General features: G+C 71.6%; 13 protein-coding genes. 5 read left to right on the top strand and 8 right to left on the bottom strand.

The genetic code is table 11. From position 1 onward, the window contains the following. The 3 genes from Manayef4_RS23985 to Manayef4_RS06825 are packed head-to-tail and all read left to right on the top strand — an operon-like array spanning position 1 to position 3,357. A complete protein-coding gene (locus tag Manayef4_RS23985; RefSeq protein WP_051569445.1) occupies positions 1-909 on the top strand; it encodes a hypothetical protein in 909 nt (302 codons plus the stop codon). Positions 910-935: 26 nt separating this feature from the next. Continuing rightward, positions 936-2,600, top strand: a complete 1,665-nt coding sequence (locus Manayef4_RS06830; protein ID WP_070131026.1) for a hypothetical protein — start codon at positions 936-938, stop codon at positions 2,598-2,600. Further along, positions 2,587-3,357 (top strand): FkbM family methyltransferase, encoded by a 771-nt coding sequence (locus Manayef4_RS06825; protein WP_023840571.1) that lies wholly within the window; start codon positions 2,587-2,589, stop codon positions 3,355-3,357. The genes Manayef4_RS06830 and Manayef4_RS06825 overlap by 14 nt, the downstream gene beginning before the upstream one ends. Here the strand turns inward: Manayef4_RS06825 and Manayef4_RS06820 are convergent. The 8 genes from Manayef4_RS06820 to Manayef4_RS06785 form a co-directional block, all read right to left on the bottom strand. After that, positions 3,341-4,345: a glycosyltransferase family 2 protein gene (locus tag Manayef4_RS06820; protein ID WP_070131025.1), complete on the bottom strand. Its 1,005-nt coding sequence runs from the start codon at positions 4,343-4,345 to the stop codon at positions 3,341-3,343. The genes Manayef4_RS06825 and Manayef4_RS06820 overlap by 17 nt on opposite strands. Then, entirely contained in the window at positions 4,342-5,199 is an 858-nt protein-coding gene (locus Manayef4_RS06815) for an FkbM family methyltransferase (RefSeq protein WP_070131024.1), read from the bottom strand. The genes Manayef4_RS06820 and Manayef4_RS06815 overlap by 4 nt, the downstream gene beginning before the upstream one ends. A gap of 77 nt (positions 5,200-5,276) precedes the next feature. Continuing rightward, complete coding sequence (locus Manayef4_RS06810) at positions 5,277-7,319, bottom strand: heparinase II/III family protein (RefSeq protein WP_070131023.1); 2,043 nt, start codon at positions 7,317-7,319, stop codon at positions 5,277-5,279. Beyond that, positions 7,316-8,368, bottom strand: a complete 1,053-nt coding sequence (locus Manayef4_RS06805) for a glycosyltransferase family 2 protein (RefSeq protein WP_070131022.1) — start codon at positions 8,366-8,368, stop codon at positions 7,316-7,318. The genes Manayef4_RS06810 and Manayef4_RS06805 overlap by 4 nt, the downstream gene beginning before the upstream one ends. Next, a complete protein-coding gene (locus Manayef4_RS06800) occupies positions 8,365-9,360 on the bottom strand; it encodes a glycosyltransferase (RefSeq protein ID WP_023840573.1) in 996 nt (331 codons plus the stop codon). Before Manayef4_RS06800 ends, Manayef4_RS06805 begins: the two co-directional genes overlap by 4 nt. A 5-nt stretch (positions 9,361-9,365) precedes the next feature. Next, positions 9,366-11,225 carry an FkbM family methyltransferase gene (locus Manayef4_RS06795; protein WP_070131021.1) on the bottom strand — a complete coding sequence of 620 codons (1,860 nt, stop codon included), beginning with the start codon at positions 11,223-11,225 and terminating at the stop codon, positions 9,366-9,368. Further along, the gene (locus Manayef4_RS06790; RefSeq protein WP_070131020.1) at positions 11,222-12,547 is read right to left on the bottom strand and encodes a glycosyltransferase family 4 protein; all 1,326 of its coding nucleotides are present in this window, start codon (positions 12,545-12,547) and stop codon (positions 11,222-11,224) included. The genes Manayef4_RS06795 and Manayef4_RS06790 overlap by 4 nt, the downstream gene beginning before the upstream one ends. 169 nt (positions 12,548-12,716) lie before the next feature. Beyond that, a complete protein-coding gene (locus Manayef4_RS06785) occupies positions 12,717-13,919 on the bottom strand; it encodes a glycosyl transferase (RefSeq protein WP_254665497.1) in 1,203 nt (400 codons plus the stop codon). A gap of 265 nt (positions 13,920-14,184) precedes the next feature. On the opposite strand from Manayef4_RS06785, the gene Manayef4_RS06780 reads away from it, so the two are divergent. Continuing rightward, positions 14,185-16,443 carry a bi-domain-containing oxidoreductase gene (locus Manayef4_RS06780; RefSeq protein WP_070131051.1) on the top strand — a complete coding sequence of 753 codons (2,259 nt, stop codon included), beginning with the start codon at positions 14,185-14,187 and terminating at the stop codon, positions 16,441-16,443. A 46-nt stretch (positions 16,444-16,489) separates the two neighbouring features. After that, a partial coding sequence (locus tag Manayef4_RS06775; protein ID WP_139140025.1) for a GDP-mannose 4,6-dehydratase occupies positions 16,490-16,801 on the top strand: 312 nt, incomplete at its 3' end.

Below are 16,801 nucleotides of genomic sequence, written 5' to 3'. Positions count from 1 at the left end.
GTGACCCAGGATGGCTCTGGAAACCTCGCGGCGATCTCCGGGCATCGTGCCGGTCCGCTGCGCTGGCGGCTGGCGGGACGTCTGGCCGCKGGCCTTCCCAGCCTGCGCGGTCGTGGCTGGCCGACCCGATGGATGCAGGACCCTGCGAACACCTACAGCGGTCCCCGCTATCGGCCACCAGCGCTCGCGCCGGTGTTCGACGCGGTTCTGCGCCCCGGTGACTGTTGCTATGACGTCGCTGCTGGCCTCGGGATCTACACCCTGTGGGCGGCCGGGGTAGTGGGAGCGGCCGGCGAGGTGCATGCCTTCGAGGAAGCACCGCGCACCGGGGCGACGCTCGCGGCACTGGTCGAGCGCAACCGGCTCTCGAGTGTCCACCTGTCCAGTGCCGCGGTGGGTGCCAGTGCCGCGGTGGGTGCCAGTGCCGCGGTGGGTGCCAGTGCCGCGGTGGGTGCCAGTGCCGCGGTGGGCGTCGCGCCCATCCCGGGCGCGACGCCCATCACCCTCGATGCCCACGCCGCGCGGCACCGACCGCCCGCCCTGGTCAGGATCGGTGGTGAGGCCGAGAGCCTCGACGTGCTGCGCGGCGCCGGTGAGCTCCTACGGGCGCATCGGCCGGCCCTCCTGCTGGCGATGCCGCCCCGCCCCGCCCGCCGCGGCGGAGACCGTTCCGGCGAGAACAGCCACCGCGGCGAAGGGGATCGGCGGGCTGCCGGGGAGAATCCCGGTGAGCTGGTCTCGCTGCTGGCCGCCGCCGGCTACCGGATCCTCAATCTGAGCCGGCGCGGGCTGACCGGGCAGGGCGTCTTCTCGCCGAACGTGCTCGCGCTCCACGACGGCTGGGAGCGTTTCGAACAGGTCGCCGTCACCCTGCGGCGTACGCCGCTGCCCCGCGACCGGACGGCGTGAGGTTCGGGCATGCCTGATCTTCTCTGTTGGCGAACTCTCTGCTGGCGGACGTCCCGGGCCGCCTGCCCGCTCGCGGGATGTCCGCGGCGCCACTCAGGTACGCCTGCCGGCGACGCCTCGCCGATCCCCTCGGGTGCGCCGTGGTGATCGCCCCGGCCGTGCCGGGTGGGAGGGTTGCCCACGCCGTCCGCCGTCCGCCGCTGCTGTGGCTGATGATCGTGATGGTCGGCGTGGTGCCGTGGTTCGTCGAGGCGCTCCGGCTGCCGTCCGAGCCCGACCGGGTGGTCCTGCGCTCGGTGGCGTTCACGTTCGAATGCCTCGCCGCGCTGCTCCTGGTCGGTGCGCGAGCGGGGCGTGGTTACGGGCTGGGGTTGTTCCGTCTCGGCCCCTGGTACCTGCTGTGGACCGGGATGTCGTTCGGGCTGGTGTCACTGGTCTGGCACACCCCCCAGCTGGACACTCCGCAGATCCATCTCGACGGCGTGCTGCGGGCACTCGCCCTGGCGAGCCTCGCCCTGCCGCTGTGGACCTGCGGATACCTGCTCGGCCCKGGCCGGCTGGTGACGCGCGCGGCCACCCGGTTTGCCACCGCGGCGGCGCCCGGGACCGGTACCCGGCTGCGCGACCGGAGCGTGCTGTGGATCCTGTGCGGGATCTCGGTGGCGGCCCGGGTCCTGCAGATTCTCCTGGGCCAGTATGCCTACCTGGGCGACGCGTCCCAGAAGGTCTCCGAGGCGAGTGCCTACGCCCAGCCGCTCACCCTGCTCGGCGGCCTCGGGATGTCCGCCCTGCTCATCGCCGCCGTCGATCTGGCCCGGGGCAGGGAAGACGGGGGCGGGGGGCGTCGGCGGACCTTCGTCGCCCTGCTGTCCGTCGAGATCCTCTTCGCTGTCGCCAGYGGGATGAAGGGGGTGTTCGCGACCAGCGTGTGGGGAGTGCTGATCGCGTTCTCCGTCGCCCGCGGCCGGCTTCCGATGCGGTGGATCGTCGCGGCCGCCGCCATCTTCGTCCTCGTGCTGATTCCCTACAACGCCTCCTACCGGGCCCAGGTACGCGGCCAGAGCCACACCATGGACGCTCGGTCGGCGGTGTCCATGGCGCCGACCGTGCTGGGCCGGACGCTGTCCGGGGRCGCCCCCGCGGGGGAAGGCCCCGGGGAGTCACCGTTGGAGTACCTGACCTCGCGGATGCGAGGCATCGACAGTCTGGCCATCGTCGTCCAGCTGTCTCCCGACATCGTTCCCTACCGGGACATCAACGAGCTGTTCCTGGCTCCCGTCCTGACCGCCGTGCCCCGGGCGGTCTGGCCCGACAAACCGATCAGGGCCACCGGCTACGAGTTCAAACAGCAGTACCTCTCGGGGAACGCCCGGATCTACTCCGCGGCCGCTGTCTCCCCCCAGGCCGACCTCTATCTGCACGGGGGCTTGCTTCCCCTGCTGGTCGGCATGGCACTACTGGGCGCCGGTTTCCGACTGATCGACGAGGCGTGGGACCCGATGAAGGATCTACGCTACATCGTGATCTTCGTTCCGCTCTTCCTCCAACTGGTCAACTCCGAGAGCAGCGTGGGGGACCTCCTCGCGGCGTTGCCCATCCAGCTGGCCGTGCTGTTCCTGACGGCACGCTTCGCCTACGGTGGCGCCCGGCCCGCAACGAAGGGAAAAAATCTTGCTTATGGACGCCAGTGATGTTCTTTACCGAACCAAGATCTCGATCGCCGGTGCCCTGACGTCCCCGGCGGTGGGAACGGTCATCGCGGCGGCCACCCGCAACCGGGTCCCCAACCACGGGCTGCGTTTCGACGTGGCTGACCGCGACTTCACCCCGCAGGCGCGGGCGGCGCTGTTCTGGCGGCTGTACGAAGGGGCCGAGATCCGGATGATCCGCCGTCATCTCACGACCTCGGGCACCGTCGTGGAACTTGGTGCGAGTCTGGGCATCACCAGCGCGCATATCGCCTCGCGGCTGGCACCCGGCTCGCGGCTGGTGTGTGTGGAGGCCAATCCCCACCTCATCGAGGGCCTCACGCGACGCCTGGCCGCGTACGCCGGGCACATCACCCTGGACGTGGAGAACAGGGCGATCACGCAGGCCGTGGGTCCGGTGGCGTTCGCCCTCGTCGGGAACAACCTCGGTTCCCGGTTGTGGGACGACGCGTCACGGCGGACCGTCACCATTCCGGCGGCCACGCTTCGGGACCTGCTGGTACGCAAGAGGATCGCTGAGTTCGACCTCGTCAGCGACATCGAGGGTGCGGAGGCGTCGTTTCTGCTGGGGGATCCGGGCGCGCTGGACCGGTGCCGTCGAGCGGTGTTCGAGATGCACGACACGACCTTCGAGGGACGGCCCGTCACCGCGGCGGACCTGCTCGACGCCGCGCGTGGACTGGGCTTCCAGGTGGTCGACCGCCACGGAGTGGTGGTCACGCTCAGCCGGGACGGGTGAGCTCCCCCGTGCCGGCAGCCTTCTCCCGCCGGTCGACTCCCCCCGCGGGGTCCGACGGACCGATCGGCCGGTCCTGGGCCGGGCGAGGACGCGGGACGGAGYGGGCCTCGCGTGTCCACGTACTCCACCGGGACGCCCGGGGTTCCCCGGGCAGGGTCTGGTCGATGTCGGGGATGCGGGCGAGACCGTCCACGACGCCGCGCAGGCCGCAGTGGACGCGGACGATTCCGCGCCGGCGCACCAGCTCGGACACGGCGACCCGGGGCAGCACCGCCAGGAGCAGCCAGGCGGTCACCAGCGCCACCTGCCGCGGGCGGCCGTGGATGCGGGCGAACCACAGCCGGTTGCGCACCGTGTAGTAGGTGTAGCCGTTGCCGGGTACCGTCCCCCCACCGGTGTGCCAGGCCTGGGCCGGACTGACGAGGACACGCCACCCGGCCGCCCGAGCGCGCTGGCAGAGATCCACGTCCTCGTAGTACAGGAAGTACCGAACGGCCATCGGCACCTGCCGATGACACTCGGCCTTGACAAAGGTGATCGCGCCGGTGACCCACGGCACGTCATCGGCGTGGTCCGTGGGGGTCCGGCGGGCGCGCGGCACGGTGAAGACGCGGGTGAGCCCGGCGAAGCCCGGATGCAGACCGTCGGCGTTGACCAGAGTGGGTCCGACGATGCCCACGCCCGGGCGGGACAGTAGTTCCAGACAGGCGTCGACGGTGGCCGGCACGAGCTGGACGTCATTGTTGAGCAGGAGATAGCAGTCGGTGGCCGGATAGGCGTCACACGCGTGCCGGAAGCCGCCGCCGAAACCGAGGTTGYCGGGGGGGACGAGCCAGGCCGTCTCCTCCCCGAGGCCGTCGGGTCGTCCTCGCAGGTCGTTCGCCACCACGACGACCTCGCTGATCTGAGGCATCGCCGCCAGCTGCGCGGCCAGATCCATCGTCGGCCCGGTCGGCCCCCAGTGGACGATGACCGCCGTGGTCCTCATGCGCGCACCAGGGGCTCGGGAACCTGCCCGGACGCGGGTCGCGGAGTGGAGGGCGGGACGTCTGGCACGGCCAACGTGGACCAGGGTGCCGCCGTCAGGGGCCGCCGGGCCGGCGGCGGAACCTCCGCGTCGACGATGCGGTACCCGTGCCCGCGCAGCAGGTCGCCGACGGCCTCGGCGTTGCGTCCGGTGACCTCGCAGATCACGGTCGGGCGGATGTCGCCCAGAAGCCGGCGCCCACCGCTGAGGACCGCGTGCTCGGCCCCCTCCACGTCGATTTTCACGACGTCCGGTGCCGGGAAATGGGTGAGCAGGCCGTCCAGGGTGAAGGTCGGCACGASCTGTGCCGCGCGGGTGCCGCCGGTCTGGCTGCTGCCGAATCCGTCCAGATGGCTGGTCGCGCGGTTGCGACTCGCGATGTGGAACGTGCTGATCCCCGGGGCCGCACCGACCGCGGCGGGCAGGATCTTCACCGTGGYGCGGCCATCGGTGGCCGATGATCCGCCGTGGCGTGGTGACCGTGTCTGCGACCGGCGCAACATCCCGACCAGCCAGGTGTCGGGCTCGACCGCGACGACTGTGCCGGACGACGTCGCGGCGGACGCGGCGGCGAAGGCGAACAGTCCCACGTTCGCGCCGATGTCCCAGACCACGTGGCCGGGGCGCACGACCTCGCCGACCAGGTCGGTCAGGACCGGATCGACGGCGGCGAGACTGGGGCGCAGATACTTCAGACCCGCCTCGGAAGAGACGTAGATGCGCGTCGCCTGGAAGGGAGGCGGCAGGCGGCGGGCCACCACCAGATGGTGGGTGAGCCGTTCCGCGAGAGGGCGTAGGACGGACAGGGTCGGCACGGTGTTCTCCCGTCGGGAAGTTTGTTCGGTTTCGTGGTGATTCGGTGCGACCGGGGCGGGTCAGGTCCGGGTGTGCGTCAGAGGCGGGCGGGCGACGATTCCGTGTCGCYGGAGCGCAGGTTGCCGGAGCGCGGGCCGCCGGAGCGGACTTCGTGGACGACCGTGGTGCGTACCGCGACAGGCAGCTCGGCATCGATCACGTACGCGGCGGTGTACGCCGGCACCGTACGGCTCCATCCGACCGCCCGGCGGGTGGAGCGCACCACCCACCGCCCCGGTCCGCCGGCCCGCAGGACCARCCGCCCCTGGGAGGTGGTCACCGTGAGCGCATCCGTGGCCCCGCTCCGGGTGGCCGCGTTCCGGCTGGTCCCGATCGAGGTGGTCCCGATCGAGGTGGTACTGGTTCGCCTGGTATCGGCCGCCGCGGCGGTGACGGACACCCCGGGGGCGAAGTGGAACAGCACCTCGACGTGGTGGCGGCCCTCCCCGGTGATCCGATCGTCGACGGACAACCCACTCGGGTCGAGTCGCCACGTCCGCCAGTGCACGGGTCGCCCGGGAAGGTGGCGGTAGCCGTCATGGCCGGCGGCCAACGTCGCCACGTTTTCGTGGTGGCACATCGTGACAAGAGTGGGACGGGCCCGGCGGCCCGCCCGGAACGCGCCCCAGACCTCGGTCGAGTCGGCGTGATCGACGATGACGGTCGAGTGGGCGGCGGTACCGCGTTCGGCGTCCCGATCCGGTCCGGGGGCGTAGGTCGAGGTCCCGGTATCCACCAGGAGCGGCCGGCCGTCGTGCCAGAGCAGAAACGCGAGGGTGTCGGCGTGGGCGTGGGCCGGAAGGTCCTCGGGACAGGGCAGGCCCACGTCGGCGAGCAGATGCCACGGTCCAGCCGTCAGCACGGCGAGACCGCTGTCGACCAGCAGAAGGGCGTCGGCCCGGTCAGATGCGGGCGTCCGCGGACGGGGCACGGTCCCCACGGTCGACTGYGACGTCGAGGTGGGCATCTCGGCCAGGCGCGGTGCCGGGATCGGAACGGGACCCGGACCCTGGACTGCGATCGGCGTCGGTCTTACCGGAGCCGGGAGAAGCAGCCGCAGAGCCTCGGCGGGCACCGCGAACCCGTCGTTGAGCGTGGGAACCACGCCGTCCGGTCCGAGTACGGCCGTCAGCCAGGCCCGCATCCTGCCGGCCGCGTCGAGCAGGGCGCCGGACACCACGTGGCCCGCCGCGGTGAGCAGCCCGGCGACGTCGTCGAGGTCGGCCAGCACCTGACAGTGATAGGTGGGGGAGCGCTCGTAGTGTCCACCGTCGCTGAGGACCTGCCGATCGAGCTCGCGCAGCAGCGCGTCGACCCATCGTCGGCGGCCGCGGGCGTCGTCATCGGCGACCGCCAGCCCGATCAGCGCCTTGTAGTTCTTCAGCAGGTGGTTCCCGCCGACGTCGGTCTCCAGATGAGTGCGCAGGAAGGACCGGCAGACGCCGAGGTCGGCGAGGACCGCCATCTCGGCGGGCGTTCCCCGCGCGAGCCGGGGCCACAAGGCACACAGCGTCCAGGCCCGGAGTGACACGACGTAGGGCGACCAGGCAACCGGATCGCCCAGGGCCACCGAGGTCCGCCAGGCCAGATACAGCCGGGCGAACATCGCGGGCCCCTGGACAGCCTCGGTGGTGAATGCCCATGCCCAGTCCCAGTAGTGCAGATGGTAGCGCCACAGCAGCGGAGCGTCGGCCTGCCTCCAGTCCCATCGGGCGGGGGCCGCGGCGGCGCCGGCCCCCGCGGCGGCGCCGGTCGTGGGGGTGGGGGGTACGGGGGTTCCAGTAGCGGGAGTGTTGGAGTCCCGGGGACACAGATCGCGGGAGTGACCGAGCAGGGTTAGGCGGCCCGCGACGATCTCGTCGAACATCGGCCGAGCCGGCGGGCATCTGCCGTCGAACGGCAGGAACCCGATCGGCCAGGATTCCGCTGGCGGCCTGCCGCGCAGCAGCATCTCGCCCAGGCCCGGGTGGCGACTCAGGACGGCCCGTTGCCCGCRCAGCCGGACACGGGCACCGAGCTGGACCGGTCGCAGTCCCGCGGTGGTGCGCAGGTAGCGACCGAGCGGAACCGACGCGGTCACCGGTGAACGGACCGAGTCAGTGCGCCGATCGTGAGCTCATACCAGGCGTAGTAGAGACAGAACAGCAGCCCCTGCCGCCCATCCCGCCATCCGCTCCGTAGCAGGTACATGTAGCAGARGAGGAGCGCCGGCTTGGCCGGAACCAGCGGGAAGATCACGTCCCTCGCGATGGTCCGGGTGAGCGGTCGGGTCGACCCGGTGGGCCGGCGCACCTCCTCGCGGACCCGCRCCAACCGCTCCCGGACAGCGGGCTGCGTCACGCGGCGCGCCGCCTCCAGTTCGGCGTAGCGCACGTGCTTGCGTAGCCAGGCGGCGAGTCCCTTGTGGTCCTCGTCGATCAGGTCGGCGGACAGCCGTCCGACCTCACCAGTGACCACGGCCCGTTCGCTGTAGGTGACGGCGGCGTCGAAGTACGCCACCCGCCGATCGAGCAGCCGCGCCTGCCAGCTGTTCGCGTACCACCCGCAATGCGCGATCCAGCGGCCTTCGAACACCAGCCGGCGTCGTTGGCTGTAGGCCGCGCAGTCCGCCGTCCCCAGCCGGGCGGCGATCTCGGCGGCGAGCGCGGTCGACACCCATTCGTCGCTGTCGAGGAAGTACACCCAGTCGTGGGCGATCCCCGGGTTGGTCATCGCCCACTGCCGCTGGCCGGCGAACCCACGCCAGGGCTCGTGCCAGACGGTCGCACCGATGGCGCGGGCCAGATCCGCGGTGCCGTCGGTGGAACCCGAGTCCACGACGACGACCTGTCGACACCAACCGGCGGACCTGATCGCCCGGACGATGTTTGGTGCCTCGTTGTGGGCGAGGATGATCGCGGTGACGGGAACCGATCCCGGCGCCGGCTGTGGCTGTGTCGATCCGGCGGGGGCGGCGGTGTCATAGGGGGTCGGCCAGTTCGCTCGGCGCGGGGTTCGCGTCGTTGCTGGTTCTGGCGCGGCTGGTTCTGGCGCGGCCGGTGCTGGCGTTGCCGGTTCTGGTGCGGCCGGTGGTGCCGCGGGGAACGACGGGCCCTGGCGCGGCGGGATTCGGTGGGTCTGCGTCGTCACGGTGAGCTCTCTCCTGCGTCGAGCAACCAGTCGAAGTAACGCGTCGGATCGAAGGGGTTTCCCGTCTCGGGCCGTGGTGTGAACGTGAGCGCCGTGCGCAGCGCCACGGCGAGATCATCCGCCGACTCCCGGGAGTACGGCACCAGAACCGGGCCGGCCACCTCGCGGTTGTGTGAGGTGTCGCGGGCGATGACGGGTATCCCGGCGAGCCGTGCCTCGGCGAGCGGGTAGCCGAAGGACTCCATCGTCGTCGGCTGCAGCAACGCGCCGGCATCGCGTTGGTGGGCCCGCAGCTCGGCCGGCGTCAGCCGGCCCACGAACCGCAGCGTCCGACAGTGGGACAGGCCGTGTTCGTGGGCCTCGCGATCGGTCGCGGTGACCGTGATCGCGAGGTGGGCTCCGATCTCCTCCTGAAGCCGGGTCGCGGCGGCATCGACCATGCGGAGCAAGTGCCCCATCGGTTTGAACGGCGCGAACAACACGGGACACAGAAACCGGCCCGGCGTACGGGCCTGGGGAGGGGTCGGATCGGGGGACAGCGGATGGGGCCGGACCACCAGCCTGGCGGACAGGCTAGGAAGTATGGTGAGAACCCGGTCCGCCATCGTGGTCGTCGGTACGACGACCACGTCCGCACGACGGGCGAACAGCCGCACGAGACGTGCTGTCCGTGCCACGCCGTCGGGCAGGCCGCCGGGTAGCCGCCGGGCCTCCTCCGCCGGCAGGAAGTGCAGCACGTTGCGCAGCAGGACCCACCGTTCGCCGCGGGTCGCGAGGAAGCCGACGTTGTTGAGGGCGATCGCGCGCGCGTACCGCCCAGGCCGCTCCCGGCGGGCGAGCCAGCCCGGTCCGATCCGGCGATCTCGGCCGACCAGATGGACCTGCAGGCCCGGCCGAAAACTCAGGTAACCGTCCAGTTCGGTCAGGAACCGCAATGCCCCGCCCATCCGGGCACCGGCACAGTCGACCAGGATCGGGTGGGTGCTGGACATCGGCCTCACGCCGAGACACCCCGCGGTGCGGGGTCGTCGACGAAACCGGGCTCGGATGACGGGCGGCTGCCGGGTACMGACACCGGGCGACCGTCGGGCTGCGCGGACCCGCGGATGGCCCGGGTCGTCGATCGGGTCCGGCGGGCGTAGAGGTAGCCCGACGCCGCGTCGCCCAGATGGGCAGTCGGCACCAGGTCGTTACCGAGCAGAGTGACCTCGAAGCCGTGCCGGACCAGCAGGTCGTCGAGCGTACGGGGATCGCCGAACCCGGTGTGCACCTCCATCACGATCCGACCAACCRCGTCCAGCCATCCAGGCTCGTCGAACAGGGCGAACTCGGAGCCTTCGATGTCCAGCTTGACGAGGTCGACCTGGTCGACCCCGCCAGCCTCGAACACCTCTGCCATGGTGAGGACGTCGACGTCCCCGTCCCAGTGTGTCGCGTTCCGGCGGGCCCGCGGATCGGCGAACACGCCGGCGGTCGGACCGACCAGGGCGTGGAGCAGCTGGATGTGGTTCGACACACCGTTGCCGGCGGCATGGTTGATGAAGGCGGGGGCGAACCCGCGCTGCGCCTCGAYGGCAATCACATCGGCGCCCGCTCGCGCCGCGAGCACCGAGAACAGGCCCTGGTTTGCGCCGAGGTCGACGACGACCTMGCCGGCCGCCGGCGCGTACCCGGGGAGGGCGTGGTAGACCCCGCGGCAGTACATCTCGCGCGCGCCGCCGAACGCGGTGCCGGGCAACATGACCGTCACCCCGGGCAGCGGCCGGTAGGTGTGGCCGCCGGCGGCCATCGCTCGGTCGGCGGCATCCAGGTTGCCCGCCCGGCGGATGGTCGGAGCATGCCGGGCCACGGCGGCACCGAAGCGCAGCGCCGTCGGGGGACCAGCCACCCTGGCGATCCGTTGGAGGTCCTGGAGCAGCTGGGTGGCCTGGTCGATCCGGAACATCCGGGTCTCCGTTCGGTCGGGAGAGCGGCTTGGGGTCACCCGATAGGGTGATGAGGTGGCCTGCGCCGCGATACCGGCCGCGAACGGCCGCGGACGATGGTCCAGGTCGCGGCGGGCCGCGTCGATCGCGAACGCCTTGTCCTCGATGAGCCGGGCGATCTGTTCGGCCTTCAACCTTGGCGAGGACACCCGCCGCTCGTAGGCGCGGGTCACGGCGATGACGGGGCGGACCGGCACGGGCACGCAGATCACCCGCCGGCCGACGGCGGCGCCGGCCGTGATCACGACCTGCCGGAACGTCAATGCCTCCGGCCCGGCGACGTCATAGGCGCGTCCGATCGCCGCCGCGGTCGTCGTTGCGCGCAGCACGGTGYGGGCCAGGTCCTCGACGTGCACCGGCTRCTGCAGATGATGCCCCCCGCCGGGGACCGGCAGCACCGGAACGCGCCGGAGCAGCGCCAGCAGCCGGGCCATGTTCCGGTCGTCGGGACCCCCGTAGATCATCGTCGGTCGGATGATCGTCCAGTCCAGCCCGCTCGCCGCGATGGTCCCCTCGGCCGCTACCCGGATCCGCTTCGAGGGTGGATCGAGCGTGGTGAAGATCCCGGTGGTGGAAAGGAAGACGGCCCGGCGAATGCCGGCCGCACGGGCGGCGGTCACGATCGTCTCCGCATGGCCGAACCCGAGTGAGGCGATGTTGATCAGCGCCTCGCAGTTCGCCTCGCGGAACGCCGGGAGCAACGTCGCCGGATCGTCGAGGTCACCGCGCACAGTCCCCGCGCCGTGTCGGCGCAGCTTCGTCGCCGCCGCGTCGCTGCGCGCCAGCCCGACGACCCGGTGTCCGTCCGCGAGCGCCCGGTCGACCACCCGGCTTCCGAGGAAACCGGTGCCACCGGTGATGAGGAACCTCATGCGACCACGTCCGGTGCAGGTACCGGTGCAGGTACCTGCACCGGTGGGGAAAGGGTCGTCGGTGGAGGCGGCGCCGGGAACGGTGCGTTGTCGAACAGCAGCGTCTGGTACCGGCGGGCCAGATCGTCGCGATCGTAGTGGGCCTCGACGTGCGCCCGCCCGCCGCGGGCCATCCGCGCCCGGCGGTCCGGGTCCGCCGCCAGGACCAGGATCGCCTCCGCCAGCGCGGCCGAGTCCTCGGGGGGCACGACCATCTGCCCGGCGGCAAGGAGGATCCGGGCCGCCTCGCCGCGGACCGCCCCGATCACCGGGCGGCCCGCGGCGAGGAACTCGAACATCTTCGACGGGATGAACGTGTCGAACATCGGCACGTCCCGCAGTGGGACAACGCAGATGTCGGCGGTCGCGACGACGGCGGGTACCTCCTCGCGGGCAACCCCGTCGCGCAGCACCGTGTTGGCCAGTCCCAGGCTCTCGACGTGCCCGACGAGCCTGCGTTTCTCGGCCCCCTCACCGACGAAGGCGAACCGGATCGGCCGGCCGGTCACCCGGGCGGCCGCGTCGGCGATCGAGGTCAGTCCGTGCGAGATGCCGTGGGCGCCGAGGTAGAGCACGAGGGTGTCGCCGTCGGTGGCGCCCAGCCAGGCCCGGATGTCGGCCGAGGCCGCGGTCGTCGGGTGGAACCGGCGGAGGTCCACGCCGTTGGGAATCACGTGCACCTTGCGCGGCGCGATGCCTCGTCGCACGATGTCCTCCCGGAACCCCTCCGTCACCGTGACAACGGCGTCGGCGGCCCGGTAGGCGGCGAGTTCGAGGCGTTCGAGAACGCCGAGGACCCGCCGGTCGGTGAGGACGCCGAGGTGCTCGAAGATGGCCGGCCACAGGTCGCGGACCTCCACAACCAGCCGGGCGCCGCGCAGCCTGGCGAGCAGCCAGGCCGAGCCGAGGGGAAAGAAGGTCGGCGAGGACACCACCACCACGTCGGCCGGGCCGGCGGGCCGGCCGCCGAGCAGGACGCTGGTGACCATGAACGACAGATGACCGAGGGTCTTGCGGGCGATCCCCTCGTTGGGAGTGGCATAGAGCCAGGTGCGTACGACGCGGTACCCGTCGACCCGCTCGGTCCGCAGCCAGGCGCCGCGATAGGCGGCAGGGATCTTGCCCGTCGGGTGGTTCGGCATGCCGGTGAGTACGGTGACGTCGAGCCCGTTCGCYGCCCACGCGCGTGCCGTCTCCGACAACCGGGACTGGGGAGCTCCGGTCTCCGGGGGGAAGTAGTGYGTCACCAGCAGGACGCGCGACCGGACAGGAGAGGGGAYCACCGACCTCGACCTCCAGTCGCCCTTTACATACTTCACCATGAGTAATGTATTGTATTCTGTGAGTGACTAAACGTAGGCGATGTCGCATCGCGTGTGTCGCGCTTCGTATCGATCTCATTGCCATCCGTCGTCGTTGTCGGCCGCCTGGCGGTCGCGGGGTACGAGCCGATCAGTGGCTTCGACCGGCATCCCCCAGTGGCCGGGTCCCGTCGGTCCGGTCTGTCCTGTCCGGGTTCGTCGGCCGGCGTTGCGACGGGATCGCCGCGACTCCGGACGCGGCCGGTGTGGGGGACGCGGCCGGCATGGGGGACGCGGCCGGCATGGGGGACGGGTGCGGGCGGGCGGGAACGGCGCGCGAGTGGCGGGCGGAGTCCCGTCCCGCCGCGACGCGCTGTGGAGCGTTCAGGTACCCGAGGAGCACCAGCCCGGCCGCCGTGTCGGCGAGCAGGCGAACGGGCAGTGGTCCGTCCGCGGCGAATCCCAAGGCGACGAGGACCGCCGTCAGGACGCCAACCAGCCCGGTCACCCGGGTGTGTGACCACCCGGCGGTGGTGAGTCGCTGGTAGGCATGGGTGCGGTGGGGCAGGTACCACTGTTCCTTCGCCCGCACCCGGCGTAGCAGAGTCCAGGCGGTGTCGGCCAGGTACAGCGCCGTCGGTGCCAAGGCGGTCTCCACCGGTATTCCCGCCAGGACCGCCCGCACCGCCAGGAGCGCGATCGCGGCTCCCAGCGAATAGCTGCCCACGTCCCCGAGGAAGATGCGGGCCCGAGGAAAGTTGAACGGGCCGAAACCGAGCGCTGCGGCCGCCGTGAGAGCACCGCCGGTCGTGATCGCGTCCACGTGTTGGACGGCTCCGAGCACCGTGAACGCCGCCCCGGCCAGGACCGCCGTCGTCACCGAGATGCCGTTGATGCCGTCCATGAAGTTGAAGACGTTGACGAACGCGGTGATCCAGACCGGTGCGATGATCGTGACGAGCAGGACGGTTGTGCCGCTCGGAACCGGGTCGTCGAGCACCGCCCCGCGCACCGCCGTCACCGCGACGACGGCCGCGGTGACGTGCAGGGCCAGCCGGCGCGGCGGAGCGATGCCGCTGAGGTCCTCGACGAGTCCGATCAGGCCGAACGGGGCGATGCCGATGGTCAACGACAGCAGGTCGCGGGCGTCGCCGGGCCCAGGGATGCACACCGCCAGGCCGATGCCCGCGAACAGCCCGAGGACGACTGCGATACCGCCGCCACGCGGGGTCGGGACCTGGTGCGAGGACCGCGCGGTGACCTCGTCGATCGCCGCCATCCGACGCATGCCGACGATGACGATCGGGGTCGCCGCGAGGGTGACGATGCACGCGGCGGCCGACGCTTCGAGCATGCCGTTCCTCCGGGTCTGACACTTCGAATGGGCGAGGCCGATGTTCATCGCTGAATGTAATGCATCAACTACACTGCGCAGCATGATGCGAGCGTGGGCGCCCCCGACGCCCTCACTTCCCCCGGTCGTACCGAAGACTCGGGCCGACACGCCGGTACGGGTCCGCGCGTGGGTGCGGGTCCACCTGCCGGCGCCGACCGTCGGCCGGCGCGGCGGCGCCCTGGTGGCGTGGTGAAGCAGGTGGCGTGGTGAAGCAGGTGGCGTGGTGAAGCAGGTGGTACAGGCGGCGTCCGGCGGGGCGGTGCGCGTCGTCGACGTTCCCGTGCCGGTCATCGGTCCGACCGAGGTGCTGGTGGMGACCGTTGCGACGATCGTGTCCGCCGGCACGGAACGTGCCGTTACCACGCTCGCCCGCTCCGGGCTGCTGACCAAGGCGCGGGCCCGCCCGGACCTTGTCCGCAAGGTCGCGGAGAAGGCGAGGACCGACGGTCTCATCCCGGCCGCGCGTTCGGTCCGGGACCGGCTCGGCGCCGACGTTCCCCTCGGCTACAGCGGATGTGGTCGCGTCGTCGAGGTGGGCTCCGCGGTTGACCGCATCCGCCCCGGTGACCTCGTCGCCACGGGTGGGGCCGGGCGCGCCAACCACGCCGAGTTCCAGGCCGTTCCCGGGTTGCTCTGCGCCCGGGTGCCGGGCGGGGTCGACCCGGGGGCGGCGGCGTTCGCCACGATCGGCTCTATCGCCCTGCACGGGCTGCGCCTGGCGGAGGTGGGCCCCGGGGCGAAGGTGGTGGTCGTCGGGCTGGGGCTGGTCGGTCAGCTCGCAGCCCGGCTCGGGCTCGCCAGCGGATGTGACGTCGCCGGCATCGACCTTGCCGATCTGCCGCTGGTCACCGCCGAGGCGAGCGGTGTCCGTGCGCTGCGGGAGTCCGGCGAGGCCACCACCGCCGCGGTCCGCGCATGGAGCCGGGGCCGTGGTGCCGACGCGGTCCTCATCTGCGCCGCTGGTCGCTCGGCGGAACCGGTCATGCGGGCCACCGCGCTGGCCCGGGACCGGGCGCAGTTGGTCGTGGTGGGTGACGTCGGACTGGGCCTGCTTCGCGCGCCGTTCTACGACAAGGAGCTGACGCTGCGCTTCGCCCGCTCCTACGGACCGGGCCGGTACGAGCGTGGCTACGAGGAGTGGGGGGTTGACTACCCGGCCGGGCAGGTCCGCTGGACCGAGGGACGCAACCAGGAGGCCGTGCTCGACCTGCTCGCGGCCGACCGGCTGCGAGTTGATGATCTTGTCACCCACGCCTTTCCGATCGACGCGGCGCCGCGGGCCTACGAGATCGTCGCCACCCGCAGCGAGCCGTACCTGGGGATCCGTTTCGACTACCCGGCGTCGGCTGCCTCCGAACGGGTCGGGTCCGAACGGGTCGGGTCCGAACGGGTCGGGTCCGAACGGGTCGGGTCCGCGGTGGCCGGGGCTGCACTGGCGCACAGCGCGGGCCCGACCCGGGACCGGTCGGTCAGCCCGCGGCCGCGGGTGCCCCGCCAGCGATCCGCCCCAGCGGGACGTCGGGGCAGCCGGGTCGGCTGGATCGGGGCCGGGACGTTCTCCGGATCGGTTCTGCTGCCCGCCTTCCGGGCGGCCGGGTTTGACCAGTTGGTCACGGTGGCCTCCGCCGGTGGCCGGTCGGCCAGGGCCTTCGCGGACCGGCACGGGTTCGCCGGGGCGGTGGCCGGCGCCGACGCCGTGCTGGACGACGACGACGTCGACGTGGTCGTCATCGCGACGCCGCATGCGACGCATGCCGACCTCGCCGCCCGGGCCCTGGAACGCGGTCGGCACGTATGGTGCGAGAAGCCGCTCGCGCTGAGCCTCGACGAGCTCAACCGGGTGGAGAAGGCGGCGGCGACCGGCGGCGGGGTGCTTGTCGTCGGATACAACCGGCGTTTTTCCCCGGCGGTCACCGCAGCTCGCGCGGCGCTGGCCGACCGGGATGGTCCTCTCACGTTGAGCTATCGGATCGCCGCCGGGCCGGTGCCGGCCGACCACTGGTACAACGACCGGGTCCAGGGTGGCCGGCTGCTCGGTGAGGTCTGCCATTTCGTCGACACCTGTGCCGCGCTCGCCGGCAGCGAGGTGGACACGGTGACGGCGCTCGCCGGGCGGGAGGCCGAGCTGTTGCTTGCTCCCGATGTGGCGGTCACGCTCCGGCATGCCGACGGTTCCCTGTCTGCCATCTCCTACAGTTCCGCCCGTCCCCGCGGAGTGCGTAAGGAGCACCTCGAGGCGCTGGCGGGCAGCCGGCACGTCCGCATCGACGACTACCGCGAACTGGTGATCGATGGACGTTCCACCTGGAAGGGGCCGCAGGACAAGGGGCATCACGCCGCCGCGGCGGCCTTCCTGCGGATGTGCCGCGGCAGCGACACCGGTGTCACCGCGGAGCTGCTCGCCTCGAGCCGGGCGACCCTCGCGGCCGCTGACGCGCTCGGTGCCGAGGTACCGCGAAGCCCGGCCCGGCTGGGTTCCTGAATAGCTGGGAACCCGGCYGAAGATTTTTTCGACGAAAGGATTCGACGTGCCTCGCGCGCTGATTACCGGGATTACCGGTCAGGACGGGTTGTATCTGGGYGAGTTGCTGACCGCGAAGGGTTATGAGGTGTTCGGGTTGGTGCGGGGGCAGTCGAACCCGAAGGTGGCGACGGTGGAGCGGCTGGTGCCGGGGGTGGTGTTGTTGGAGGGGGATCTGACGGATCTTCCGTCGTTGATCGGGGCGGTGGAGATCTCGCAGCCGGACGAGGTGTACAACCTGGGGGCGATCTCGTTCGTGGGGTTGTCGTGGAAGCAGGCGGAGCTGACCGGGGAGACGACGGGGATGGGGGTGCTGCGG

The organism is Frankia sp. CgMI4 (assembly GCF_001756285.1).
In the GTDB taxonomy this organism is placed as follows: Bacteria; Actinomycetota; Actinomycetes; order Frankiales; family Frankiaceae; genus Frankia; species Frankia casuarinae.
The sequence above is the reverse complement of the archived record's forward strand: the minus strand, read 5'-3'. Positions and strand labels throughout refer to the sequence as shown.

Coding starts and splice junctions, on each gene's coding strand:
- Manayef4_RS06825 (WP_023840571.1), top strand. CDS start 2,587: ATGGACGCCAGTGATGTTCTTTACCGAACCAAGATCTCGATCGCCGGT.
- Manayef4_RS06800 (WP_023840573.1), bottom strand. CDS start 9,360: ATGTCCAGCACCCACCCGATCCTGGTCGACTGTGCCGGTGCCCGGATG.
- Manayef4_RS06785 (WP_254665497.1), bottom strand. CDS start 13,919: ATGCTCGAAGCGTCGGCCGCCGCGTGCATCGTCACCCTCGCGGCGACC.